9 protein-coding genes and 2 pseudogenes are annotated in these 11,588 nt (G+C 69.0%); 5 read left to right on the top strand and 6 right to left on the bottom strand.

Annotated features, from left to right (window positions below; genetic code table 11):
* Positions 1–15: 15 nt before the first annotated feature.
* Complete coding sequence (locus RCO28_RS27005) at positions 16–1,296, top strand: helix-turn-helix domain-containing protein (protein WP_308943873.1); 1,281 nt, start codon at positions 16–18, stop codon at positions 1,294–1,296.
* Positions 1,297–1,393: 97 nt separating this feature from the next.
* A complete protein-coding gene (locus tag RCO28_RS27010) occupies positions 1,394–2,968 on the top strand; it encodes a long-chain fatty acid--CoA ligase (RefSeq protein WP_308943874.1) in 1,575 nt (524 codons plus the stop codon).
* A 308-nt stretch (positions 2,969–3,276) separates the two neighbouring features.
* Here RCO28_RS27010 and RCO28_RS27015 read toward each other — a convergent pair.
* Positions 3,277–3,602, bottom strand: a pseudogene (locus RCO28_RS27015) (aminotransferase class I/II-fold pyridoxal phosphate-dependent enzyme); the annotation flags it as partial.
* A 113-nt stretch (positions 3,603–3,715) separates the two neighbouring features.
* Here RCO28_RS27015 and RCO28_RS27020 point away from each other — a divergent pair.
* Together RCO28_RS27020 and RCO28_RS27030 are read left to right on the top strand one after the other, a co-directional pair.
* Positions 3,716–3,802: a helix-turn-helix domain-containing protein gene (locus RCO28_RS27020; protein ID WP_308943976.1), complete on the top strand. Its 87-nt coding sequence runs from the start codon at positions 3,716–3,718 to the stop codon at positions 3,800–3,802.
* Between the two features lie 484 nt (positions 3,803–4,286).
* Positions 4,287–4,397, top strand: a complete 111-nt coding sequence (locus RCO28_RS27030) for a putative transporter small subunit (RefSeq protein ID WP_308943875.1) — start codon at positions 4,287–4,289, stop codon at positions 4,395–4,397.
* Positions 4,398–4,513: 116 nt separating this feature from the next.
* Here the strand turns inward: RCO28_RS27030 and speB are convergent, their stop codons facing one another.
* Together speB and RCO28_RS27040 are read right to left on the bottom strand one after the other, a co-directional pair.
* A complete protein-coding gene (gene speB / locus RCO28_RS27035) occupies positions 4,514–5,512 on the bottom strand; it encodes an agmatinase (protein ID WP_308943876.1) in 999 nt (332 codons plus the stop codon).
* A 12-nt stretch (positions 5,513–5,524) separates the two neighbouring features.
* A complete protein-coding gene (locus RCO28_RS27040; protein ID WP_308943877.1) occupies positions 5,525–6,889 on the bottom strand; it encodes an MFS transporter in 1,365 nt (454 codons plus the stop codon).
* A gap of 163 nt (positions 6,890–7,052) precedes the next feature.
* Between RCO28_RS27040 and RCO28_RS27045 the strand changes: the two genes are divergently transcribed.
* On the top strand, positions 7,053–8,528 hold the full coding sequence (locus RCO28_RS27045) for a PucR family transcriptional regulator ligand-binding domain-containing protein (protein WP_308943878.1): 1,476 nt from the start codon (positions 7,053–7,055) through the stop codon (positions 8,526–8,528).
* Positions 8,529–9,030: 502 nt separating this feature from the next.
* On the opposite strand, the gene RCO28_RS27050 is transcribed toward RCO28_RS27045, so the two are convergent.
* From RCO28_RS27050 to RCO28_RS27055, 3 genes and pseudogenes are all read right to left on the bottom strand, one after another.
* On the bottom strand, positions 9,031–9,429 hold the full coding sequence (locus RCO28_RS27050; protein ID WP_308943879.1) for a hypothetical protein: 399 nt from the start codon (positions 9,427–9,429) through the stop codon (positions 9,031–9,033).
* A gap of 34 nt (positions 9,430–9,463) precedes the next feature.
* Positions 9,464–10,090 (bottom strand): annotated as a pseudogene (locus RCO28_RS39455) (hypothetical protein); the annotation flags it as partial.
* Positions 10,091–10,108: 18 nt separating this feature from the next.
* Entirely contained in the window at positions 10,109–11,584 is a 1,476-nt protein-coding gene (locus RCO28_RS27055) for an aldehyde dehydrogenase (protein WP_308943880.1), read from the bottom strand.
* Positions 11,585–11,588 lie beyond the last annotated feature (4 nt).

Raw genomic sequence — 11,588 nt, forward strand, 5'->3', positions numbered from 1 at the left:
CCGATCGCCGATGCCATGGGAACACAGCACGGAAACCCCGAGAAGGACGGTGTCGATCCCGGCGTCCTTCAGGTCGTCGACGCGGTCGAGGCCTCGTTCGACCGCGTCGTCAGCAGCGCCGTGGATGCGATCTGGGAACAGGTGCCCGCGTACGGAGCGAGTCCGGACGAACGGCTCCACAGCGATCTGACCGCGCACGTGCGGGTCATCTTCCGAGCGCTGCTGACCAGCTTGCGGGAGGGCCGGCCTGCCCGGCGCGGAGATTTCCCGATCACCGCGGCTCAGGCGATGCACCGCGTCCACCAGGGCATTTCGCTGTCGGACTTCCTCCAGGCCTTCCGTATCGCACAGCTCACGCTGTGGGAGGGCGTGCTCGAGGTGGCGCAGGACGACCCGCGGACCCGCCAGGCCGCGCTGTCGCTCGTGGGGCACCTCATGCATGTGATCGAGGTGGGCAGCTCGGCTGCCGCGGAGGCGTACCTGGATGCCCAGCAGCATCGGCTGGCCGAGAGCGACCGGGTCCGCCGCGATCTGCTCGAGGACCTCCTTGCCCGCCGCGACCTCTCCCATGGGCCGAAGCAGGCGATGCTGCGCACGGCGGGGCTCGAGCCGGGGGTGCGGCTGGTCGTGGCGTCGGCCACGTCGATCGTGCCGCTGGCGGACGACCGTACGCTGCGCGACGCGGTGACCGCCGTGCGCAGGCATGTGTCCGCCGGTGCGCAGGGCCTCCTGGTCGTGCGGCAGGACGAGATCGTCGGCGTCGCGCCGGTGCCGCCCGGCGGGGCGCGGGCGGTTGTACACAACCTCGAGCGCGTCATCGCGGAGCTCGCCCGCGATGGCGTGCGGCTGAAGCTGGGGATCAGCACGGTTCACACCGGACCCGTCGAGGTGCCCGAGGCCTATGCCGAGGCCTGCGTCGCCAGAGACGGGCTCGGCGGGGAACCGGGGGTACTCGCGCTGGCCCTGCTATCGAGCTTCGACTATCTGGTGCTGCGCGACGACGAGACCGCGCGGCGGCTGATCCGGCCGGAGGTGCGGCGGTTCGTCGAGGACGACCTTACGCGAGGCGGTGCGCTGATCTCGACGCTGCTCGAGTACATCGCCAGTGACCTCAACGCCAAGATCGCAGCGCATCGACTCCACATGCACGTGAACACCGCGTATTACCGGCTGGAGCGGATCGCCGAGCGCACCGGGTGCGACCTGCGCCGTTTCGCCGACGTCCTGGAGCTGTTGATCGCCGTGCGGCTGCTGGGCGTTCACAGCTCGGCAACACCGCTGTCGCAAACTTTGTGAACCGTCCACGACCCACCTTGTGGTCCGACCACTAACCGTGATCGCGGCCGAGCCGTCACGGTAGGGGCGTTCCCCGAACGCTCACCCGGAGGTCCGGATGCTCAACCTCGCCGTTCTGCTCGAAGACACAGCACGAGAGGTCCCCGACCGGGTCGCGGTGGTACAGGCCGAGGCGCATTGGTCCTACGCCGAGATCGACGCGGCCGCGAACCAGGTGGCGGGCGGTCTCGCAGCCCGCGGCATCGGGCCGGGAGACCGGGTCGCGCTGAGCTGCCCGAACCTGCCGTACGTCCCGATCGTCTACTACGGGATCCTCAAGGCGGGCGCCACGGTCGTGCCCCTGAACATCCTGCTGACCGAACGCGAGATCTCCTACCACCTCGAGGACTCCGGGGCGAAGGCGTACTTCTGCTTCGAGGGCAGCGACGCGCTGCCGACGGGCAAGGCCGGTTCCGCGGCGTTCGAGGCGACTCCGGGATGCGAGCACTTCATCGTGATCACCGCGGACCCGGTCGGCCGGTCCCCCTTCTCCTCGGCGGATTCCCTCGCCGAGTTTCGGCACAGCCGGCCCACGGAATTCGACACGGTGCCGACCGGCGAGACCGACACGGCCGTCGTGCTCTACACGAGCGGCACCACGGGCAGGCCCAAGGGCGCGGAACTGACCCACAGCAACATGGTGCACAACGCGCTGCTGATGAACCGGCTGTGCGACATGAACGAGCAGGACGTCCATCTGATCACCCTGCCGCTGTTCCACTCCTTCGGCCAGACAGTGCAGATGAACGCCGGCTTCGCCAGCGGGGCCACCGCGGTGCTGCTGCCCCGGTTCGACGCCGGGCAGGCACTGGAGCTCATGGAGCGTGAGCAGGTCACCTTCTTCGCGGGCGTGCCCACGATGTACTGGGCGCTGTTGAACTGCGAGTCGGCGGACCGGCCCGACCTGAAGCGCATCACGAGCAGTCTGCGGGTGTGCGTCTCCGCCGGTTCGGCCCTGCCTCTGGAGGTGCTCAGGGCATTCGAGGAACGGTTTGGTGTGCCGATCCTCGAAGGATACGGACTGTCCGAGACCAGCCCGATCGCCACGTTCAACCGCGGCCGTGCACGCCGCCCCGGCTCCATCGGACTGCCGGTGTGGGGCGTCGAGGTGAAGGTCGTCCGTGCCGACGGATCGGAAGCCGATGTCGAGGAGCCGGGAGAGATCTGCGTCCGCGGCCACAACGTGATGAAGGGGTATCTGGACCGACCGGAGGCGACCGCCGAGGCGATCGACCGGCAGGGATGGTTCCGCACCGGCGACGTCGGCAAGCGGGACCGGGACGGCTACCTGTTCATCGTGGACCGCAAGAAGGACCTCATCATCCGCGGTGGGTTCAACGTCTACCCGCGGGAGCTCGAGGAGGTCCTGATGACCCACCCCGATGTGAGCCTCGTCGCCGTCGCGGGCATCCCGCACGAGAGCCACGGCGAGGAGGTCAAAGCCTTCGTCATCCGCCGCCCCGGCGCGACCACCGACGAGGACGAGCTGGTCGCGTGGTGCAGGCGGAACATGGCGGGGTACAAGTACCCGCGCATCGTGGAGTTCCGCGACTCCCTGCCGATGACCAGCACCGGGAAGATCCTCAAGCGTGAGCTGGTCAGCCGGACGGGAAGCGCCGGCGCGGCTGGCTGAAGACCTCTCCCTTGCAGAACCCGAAGGCGGCCGACAGGGCGCCTCGTACACCAGGGCCTCGCCGCCGTCGCCGTGCAAGGCGCCGTCGCGTACGTCGAAGTGCCAGTCGCTGCCGTACTTCGACTCCGCGTCGGCGATCCGCCGGAGCCTGGCGTCGCCGACCACCCTCACCACTTCCGCAAGAGCCGAGTTTCCGGCACACCCAGGGGCCCGCGGCGGCGAGGAGCTTTCGAAACATGCCCCAGCTGCCTGAAACCCGGTGCCCACACCCGGGGATCAACCTCATCGATGAGGTAACCCACCACTGGCTACGGGCGATCACCGTCACCCGCGTGCTCGGTCTGGGCGTCGGTGAGGTCGCCGCGTGCGGTGAGTCGCAGGCAGGGAGAAGCGGTCGGGCACCGACGGCGGCCGGTAGCAGCCCACCACCACGCCTGCCTTCCGGCACGCCCTTGCCCAGGTCACGGCGGCCTCCGGCGAGGGCCCGCGGACAGACACCATGGCCGCGTCCGGCACGCTCGCCTCCTGGCCCGGCGGCGACCAGGCCCGCCGACAGCCGCCGGGCCACCTGGCAGGCCCGGGCAGCGCTCTGTGGCTCCTCGCGTAGCAGGTGCAGTGCGCCCAGCGCCGCGCCTCGTATCGTCAAGGCCTGAGCGGGCCCGCGGCGAACGCATCGGCCGGCCGCCCGCGATGACGAGAGAGCAGGTTCAGCACGCGCGGGGCTAGCTGACGGACCCGGAGAACACGATCACGTCCATCGCCAATCTCTTGGGCGTCTCCAGGACCACGCTCTACAAGTACGTGCCGGAACTGGCGGCAGGGCGGGACTCCTAAGGCGTGTTTGAGATGTGGTCACAGTGCTTGCCCTATCAGGGCGGGTTGGACGGTGGCCTCGTAGCGGACCGCGAGTTTGTCGTACCGAGTCGCGACGCCTCTGGCCTGCTTCAGCAGGCCGATCCGGTTCTCGGCCTTGTGCCTGCGCTTGCACTTTTCGCGGTCGAAGCCGGGTGGGCGTCCGCCTGCCGAGCCCCGGCCAGGCGATGTCCGGCCTGGTCACGCTTCTCCGGAATGGTGTGCGGGATCTGCCGTCGGCGCAGGTACTCACGGATCTCGCGAGAGGAGTATGCGACGCCTCGGCGCACACAGCCGCCGTCTCCGCCGACAACGACGGCACGGCGGGCATCCCGCAGCAGGCCGGGTCCCCCGACGATCGGCCCGCACCCGCCGCAAGCGGCAAGCGGCAAGCGGCAAGCGGCAAGCGGCAAGCGGCAAGCGGCAAGCGAACGAACAGAAGGCACAGTGAACACCCTCGCTGAGCGTGTACATCCTGATCTGGCCCGTCATCGTGGCCGGAGTGCTGTACACGATCTGCCGCGGTTTCGTCCGTGAGTGGCTTGAGGCCCGCCGTAAGGGACAACATCTGATCTGAGCGCATGCATGCCGCGCCCGCCCGACAACGGGCATCGCCACCGCAGTTGGCGATGCCCGTCGTCGCGTCGCTCACCGTGCCGCTCGCGGGCCCCGTACCGCCAGTGCCCGTTCACGTCAGCCCTGCGCCGCGGATGTCGGCACGGGGGCGGTCACCTGATTCTTCGTCATGAGCGTGACGAGGTCGAACACCACGGTGGCGGCGGCGAGGCAGGTGATTTCGGCGTGATCGTATGCCGGTGCGACCTCGACCACGTCACCGCCGATGATGTCGAGTCCGTCGAGGCTGCGGAGCAGGCTCAGCAGCTCGCGGCTGTTGAACCCGCCCATCTCCGGAGTACCCGTTCCAGGAGCGAAGGCGGGGTCGAGCACATCGATGTCGATCGAGATGTAGACCGGTGCGTCGCCCACCCGTCGTCGTACGACATCCGCTGCGCCGTCGATCCCGATCACGTCGAGGTCCCCGGCACGGATGGCACGGAAGCCGAAGGCCTTGTCGTTCACGAGATCCAGCTGGTCGTAGAGCGGCCCGCGGATACCCAGGTGTATGGACTTGTCCTCGGCGAGCAGCCCTTCTTCGAAGGCGCGGCGGAACACCGTGCCGTGCGTGACCGGAGAGTTGAAGTACGTGTCCCAGGTGTCGAGGTGTGCGTCGAAATGGACCAGGGCGAGCGGACCGTGCTTGTCCCTGGCCGCGCGGAGCATGGGCAACGCGATGGTGTGGTCACCCCCGATCGCCACGATGCGCCGGTCGAGGTGTCCCGCGACGTCGCGGGCGTAGCGCTCGATCTGGGCGACCGATTCGTCGATGCTGAAGGGCGTACAGGGGACGTCGCCGGCATCGACGGCCTGGACGGTTTCCAGCGGCGCGGTGCCGAGTTCGACATGGAACCTCGGTCGCAGGTGACGCGAGGCCTGACGCACGCCCATCGGTCCGAAGCGGGCGCCCGGCCGGTACGACGTGCCTCCGTCGAACGGCACGCCCAGGACCGCGATGTCGTAGTCGTCGACCGAGCCGATGTCGGGAATCCGGGCGAAGGTACCCAGGCCGGCGAAGCGCGGGACCTTCGTGGCGTCCAGGGAGCCGATCGGAGCGGGCCGGTTGTCGTGGTGCATCACGGTCTCCATTCAGTTCGTGGTGGTGGGGGCGAGGGACGGGCCGGACGGCTCGGCCGGGCGCTCGGTGCCCGCGGCGGTGTCGCTGAGTGACCGATTCCGGGTCTCGACGCCCCAGGCCAGCGTGGCCAGCAGCCCGACGACCGACACGACGGCGCCGATGAGGAGCGGCAGATTCCGGCTCTCGGCCAGGGCGAACGGCATCAGGTAGGTGGCCGCGGCCGCCCCGATGCGGGAAAGCGCGGTCCCCACACCGACGGCGGTGGCGCGGACCTCGGTCGGGAAGAGTTCGTTGGGGTAGACGACCTCGAGGAAGCTGGAGCCGCCCGAGGCGAGCGCGAAGACGCAGACCGCGGCGAAGGTGACCCAGCTCGGTAGCCCGGGCATCAGACCGGGGACGGCCAGGGCGACCGCGATGATCCCGAAGGACCACAGCAACAGCGCCCGCCTGCCGATGCGCTCGACCAGCCAGAGTCCGGGAACGCCGCCGATGACGAACAGCGCTGCGAGGAAGACCTCCGCGGCGGTACCGCTGATTCCCATGCCCGCCAGCAAGTCGGGGGCGAACGAGTAGAGAGCGAACAGCGGGATCACCTGAGCGGTCCAGAAGACACCGACGAACACGGTGCGTCTGAGATACGGGGAGCGGAACACCGTGGTGTAGCCGGCCTTGGCGACCGCTGGTTCCTCGGCCACGTCCGCCACGCCGTACTGCGGACCGAAGACCTTCTTGACCGCCCGCTCGGCCTCCTCCGTACGGCCCTTGCTGAGCAGCCAGCGTGGCGACTCCGGCGTGCCGAGCCGCAGGAACAGGGTCACCACGGCGAACACCGCGGGGCTGGCGAGCATGAAGCGCCAGGCGTCCGCGCCGAGTCCTTCGATGCTCACGCCCACGACATACGCGGCGGCGGCGCCGAGCGCCCAGACCACGAAGGTGGCACCGAGCAGCCGGCCGCGGAACCGCCGTGGGACGTACTCCGCCAACAGCGACGTGGCGATCGGATAGTCGGCACCGATGGCCGCCCCGAGGAGGAAGCGCAGGAGCACGAGCTGCCAGACCTCGGTCGCGAAGGCTGACAGCACCGAGAACAGCGCCAGCGCCGCGAGGTCGGCGATGTACATGATGTGCCGGCCGATCTTGTCGGTGACGTATCCGAAGACCGCCCCACCGAAGAAGATGCCGACCAGGCTGGCGGCCGCGACCAGGCCCTTGTCGCCGGTGGTCATGTCAAGGGCCGGCGTGAGTGTCGTGAAGGCGACACCGATGATCGCGATCGCGTACCCGTCGATGAACGGTCCGCCCGACGAGTAGGCGGTCAGTTTCTTGTGGAAGCGCGTCAGCGGTGCGTCGTCGATGAGATTCGATCGAGCAGTCATGGAGGAGTCCCTGGCTCGCGGTGGCCATGCCGAGGTGCTGCACCAGGTGTACGTCGGTTTCACTTGCGTCGTGCAGACGCACAGCGCTCAAAGTTCCCTCGCCGGCTTGTACATTCGCTCAACACTGCTGTACGGACGGTCAAGCCCGGCCTATCGTCGTCCCATGCCGATAGCGGTGGGTGAGTTGCTCGAGATGCCGCACCTGCGGCTGAGACTCCACTCGGGGGCCGGGGCCTTGGGCCGGACCGTCGCGTGGACACATACAACAGACCTGCCCGAGCCGTGGCGTTGGGTCGCCGGCGGCGAGCTCCTCATGACGAACGGCATGCCGATTCCCCGGAGCGCTTCCGGCCAGGAGGAGTTGGTCCGACAGCTGGTCGAGCACGGTGCCGCGGCGCTGGCCATCGGCGAGCGGATGTACGCCCCGCCGCTGACCAAGCGGCTGGCGCGGGCGAGCGAGGAACTGGGCTTCCCGGTGCTCTGGATCGCTTACCCCATGCCGTTCGTCGCGATCTCCCGCGCGGTCGCCGAGGCGACCCTCCTGGAACAGTCCCAGCGTCTGATCCGGACCGAGCGCATCTACCAGGCGCTGCAGCAGATCTCCTCGCAGACCGCCGGCCTCAGGATGCTGACCAGTGCCCTCTCCCGCGAGCTCGGCTGCGAGATCCGGGTGTGCGACCGGGCGACCGGCCACGACTGGTACCCGGGCGTCGCACCGCTCTCCGCGCAGATCCGCACCGCCCTGACCGGGCGTCGCGGAAGGCTGCGTGCCGGCGTCGTCGCAGCCCCTCTGGAGGGAGACCGTCGCGTGCTCCTGGTCGACGTACCGACGCACCCGGACGCGGTGCTCGTCGCCCTTCCCGAGCCCACCGAGCAGCCGGATGCGCTGCTGATGCAGCACGCCGCGACGGTGTGTGGCCTGGCGCTCTCCCAAGCCCGCCTGACCATCGAGCACGACCGCAGGACCGGTGCGGAGCTGTTGCTACAGATCCTCGATGCCCAGCTGGCCCCGGCCGTAGCCGGGCGGCAATTGGCAGGGCTCGGCCTCGCGCTCGAGGAAGCGGTGTGCGTGGTGGCACGGAACGACGAACCGGATCTGCTCAGAAACGTGCACCTGAACCTGTGGCGGGCGGCTGTCGGGCACGCCACGGTGCACCGCGGCAGGGGCACCTCGCTCACGCTGCTGCCCGACGCGGCCGTGCCGGTGCTGGTCCAGGCGCTCGGGCCAGGTGGCCAGGCGGGTGTCAGCGATCTGATAGCCCGTGCCGACCGCGTCATCGACGCCGTACGAGAGGCCACTTGGGCGCTCGACACCGCGGGAGAGGAGGGCGTGCCACTGCTGCGTTACGCCGAGGCCGATCCGCTCCTCGGTCCGCGCAACCCTGTCGAGGCACGGGCCCTCGCCGATCGTGTACTCGGCCGTGTACTCGCACTGCCGTCCGCGCAGGCCGGCGAACTGCTGACGACCCTGCGGACGTTCCTCGAAGAGGGCAGGTCCTGGCAGCGGACGGCCGCGGCCCTGCACGTTCACCGGCAGACCGTGCGCTACCGCGTTCGCCGCGTCGAGGAACTGACGGGGAAGCGGGTCGCCGACACCGGTGATCTGGCCGCGCTCTGGCTCGCGGTGAAGGCCATCTGAAAGTTCGGCGTCCGGCGACCGCGAGGACGATGCGCTCCACGGCCGTGTGTCTCAGAGCCGGTTGCGTGCGCCGTCCGCGCCGCGGCGATTGTTCCCTCCGGTAGTTCGTCAGCCCGGCCAGGATCAGCTCCGCGGCGGTACCGGCGGACAGCAGGAACCCGGCTGTCGATCCATGGGCCTGGCTGGCGTGCTTCCGCCGAGGGCGGTCCACAGCGCCTGGCCGACGACGAGGGCGCAGGCGAGCGTCGTCATGAGGGTGGCGGTCCTGCCCTGCGGGGCACGTCTGCCTCGGCGATGACGAACAGCGTCACGATCACGCCGCCGACCCCGCATCGCGCGCAGACCGGGGCCCACCGTGACCATCACGACCGAAGTCGCGGCGACGAGCGCGCCCGAGGCAACGAGGACGATCGCACAGCAGCCGGCGTGCCCGCAGGGACAGCCGGTCGGGGACGAAGACGTTCAGGATCGCGGTGGCGACCGAGCCGATGTTCATCCCGCCTTAGACGATTCCTGTCGACAGTTCCAGGCCGCGGTCCCGCATGAACAGGGTCAGCGCCGTCAAGGTCGACCCGAAGAACGCCCCGCCCAGAAACATGCCCAGGGGGAGGATCACGATTCGAAGGCGGAGTAGGCTCCGCACGGCCGCGGGCTCCGTGCCGGCAGCCGCCGCACGGTGCCTCGGCAGAGCCGCCGTCCGATGGAAGGCGAAGGCCACCACGAACGCAGGGGCGAGCAGGCCCGTGGCCGACAACGGGGCGCCGGCGCCGAAAGCCGTGGCCAGCAGGCCGATCACCACTGACCCCAGCACGAACGCCGACTCGTCCGCCACGGACTCGTAACTCATGACAATCGACAGGAGCCGGTCGCGCCGGCCGGCAGCGGGAGTTCCGGCGGTCACGAGAGTGATCAGGCGCGTCCGCGACAGCGGAAACCTGCGGAGCGCTCGCACCGACGAGGAATCCGACGGCGGCCACCCAGATGATCGACACTGCTGAGTACGTCATCAGTACGAAGCCGACCAGACCGGCGACATTGACGGCAGAGCCGATCAGCAGGACCCGGCGCTGACCGTACCGGTCTGCGAACGAGCCGGTCATCGGGCCGAAGACCGCCGTGCCGATGCCCGTCACCGCCGACACCGCGCCGCTCTGAGCGAGTGAGCCCGAACGTCCGAGACCAGCGTGAGTGTCCCGACCACGGTCATAGCGAACGGCAGCCGGGTGCCGAATGCGAGGAGGAAGAACTCGTATCCGACGAGATCCAGCAGGGCGCGGGCCCTGGACCGGGTGCGTGGAGTCGGGCGAGGGTTGCGATCTCTTTCTCGGTGAATGCCACGTTGCGGGCTGCCACTGACAGCAGCCCCACGCCGACACGGATCCGGTTCGTGCACGTGGGGACGGTGGCTGGTGCGCGGGGCATGAGGACGCCGAGCGCGCCGTCGTGTCCGGCCATGGTGACCACCTTCGTCGAGACGTCAATCCGATCCGGAGATGACGGCAGGGATACGTGCCCGGGGTCGGGGTTCCGGACACGCATCCCTTTTCGCCGCGCTGCGTCACCTCATGCGAGGTGCGTTGTCAGTGCAGCGTGATCCAGACGGTCTTGAGCTGGGTGTACTGCTCGAAGGCCTCAAGGCCGTTGTCTCGGCCGCCGAATCCGGACGTCTTGTAGCCGCCGAAGGGGGTGCCGATGTCGCCTTCGCTGTACCCGTTGATGGCGACGGTGCCGGCTCGGACGCCGCGGGCCAGTTTGAGGGCCCGGTCGATGTCGTGCGACCAGACGGTGGCGGCAAGGCCGTAATCGGTGTCGTTGGCGAGAGCGAGGGCTTCCTCGTCGGTGTCGAAAGACAGCACTGCCACGACAGGGCCGAAGATCTCCTCTCGGGCCACGGCCATGCCCGGTGTGACGTTGTCGATGACGGTGGGTGCGACGAACCAACCACCGGTGTCCTGGTGCAGCTGCTCGCCTCCGGCGACGACCGTGGCGCCGTCGTCCTTGGCCTGCTTGATGTAGCCCAGGACCCGGGTGAGAGCGGAGGCCTCGATGAGCGGGCCGATCGCCGTCTCGGGGTCGGTCGGTTCGGCGACGCGGCGTTGGCTGGCTTCCTTGGCCAGGGCGGCGACGAACTCGTCCTTGATGGAGGAGTGGACGAGGATTCTGGATCCGGCGGTGCAGTTCTGGCCGGCGTTCCAGAACGCGGCGTCGGCGAGGTCGGCCGCCACCTCGGTGATGCGGTCGGCGTTGTCGGCGGTGACGATCTGAGGGCTCTTGCCGCCGCACTCCAGAACGATGTTCTTGAGATTGCTGTCGGCCGCGTACCGCAGGAACTCGCGCCCGACTTCCGTCGAACCCGTGAAGGAGACGACGTCGACGTCGCGGTGCAGGCCCAGGGCCTTGCCGGTGACATGGCCGAGGCCGGGGACGACGTTGAGAACACCGGCCGGAATGCCTGCCTGAGTGGCGAGTTCTGCGATACGAAGGGTCGTCAGGGAGGCGAGCTCCGGGGGCTTGACGACCACCGAGTTCCCGGCCGCGAGTGCGGGAGCCAGTTTCCACGCGAGCATCGCGGCCGGGAAGTTCCAGGGGAGGACGGCGCCGACGACGCCGATGGGTTCACGCACGATCAGACCGACGTGTTCGGGGCCGGTGGGTGAGGTCTTGCCGTAGACCTTGTCGATGGCCTCGGCGTACCAGCGGAAGGTGGTGACGACGTCGGGCAGGTCGAAGTCGCGGCAGTCGGCGATGGGCTTGCCGGCGTCGATGGACTCCGTGAGGGCCAGTTCCTCACGGTGCTCCTCGATCAGGTCGGCGAGCTTGAGGATGATCGTCTTGCGCTCTGAGGGCGGGAGTTGACTCCAGACGCCGCTGTTGAACGCAGCGCGAGCCGAATTGACCGCACGGTCGACATCCCCGGCACTGCAGGCGGCAATGGGCGTCAGGACCTTGCCGGTTGCGGGGGCGAGGGACTCGAACGTCGCACCGTCGGCAGCGTCGGTAAAGACTCCTTCGATGAATGCCTGGGTGCGAATGCTGGGTGGGAGTGCTGCTGTCATGGGA

This window comes from Streptomyces sp. LHD-70, assembly GCF_031157275.1.
In the GTDB taxonomy this organism is placed as follows: Bacteria; Actinomycetota; Actinomycetes; order Streptomycetales; family Streptomycetaceae; genus Streptomyces.

Coding starts and splice junctions, on each gene's coding strand:
- RCO28_RS27045 (WP_308943878.1), top strand. CDS start 7,053: ATGCCGATAGCGGTGGGTGAGTTGCTCGAGATGCCGCACCTGCGGCTG.
- RCO28_RS27010 (WP_308943874.1), top strand. CDS start 1,394: ATGCTCAACCTCGCCGTTCTGCTCGAAGACACAGCACGAGAGGTCCCC.
- RCO28_RS27005 (WP_308943873.1), top strand. CDS start 16: ATGGGAACACAGCACGGAAACCCCGAGAAGGACGGTGTCGATCCCGGC.
- RCO28_RS27055 (WP_308943880.1), bottom strand. CDS start 11,584: ATGACAGCAGCACTCCCACCCAGCATTCGCACCCAGGCATTCATCGAA.
- speB (WP_308943876.1), bottom strand. CDS start 5,512: ATGCACCACGACAACCGGCCCGCTCCGATCGGCTCCCTGGACGCCACG.
- RCO28_RS27040 (WP_308943877.1), bottom strand. CDS start 6,889: ATGACTGCTCGATCGAATCTCATCGACGACGCACCGCTGACGCGCTTC.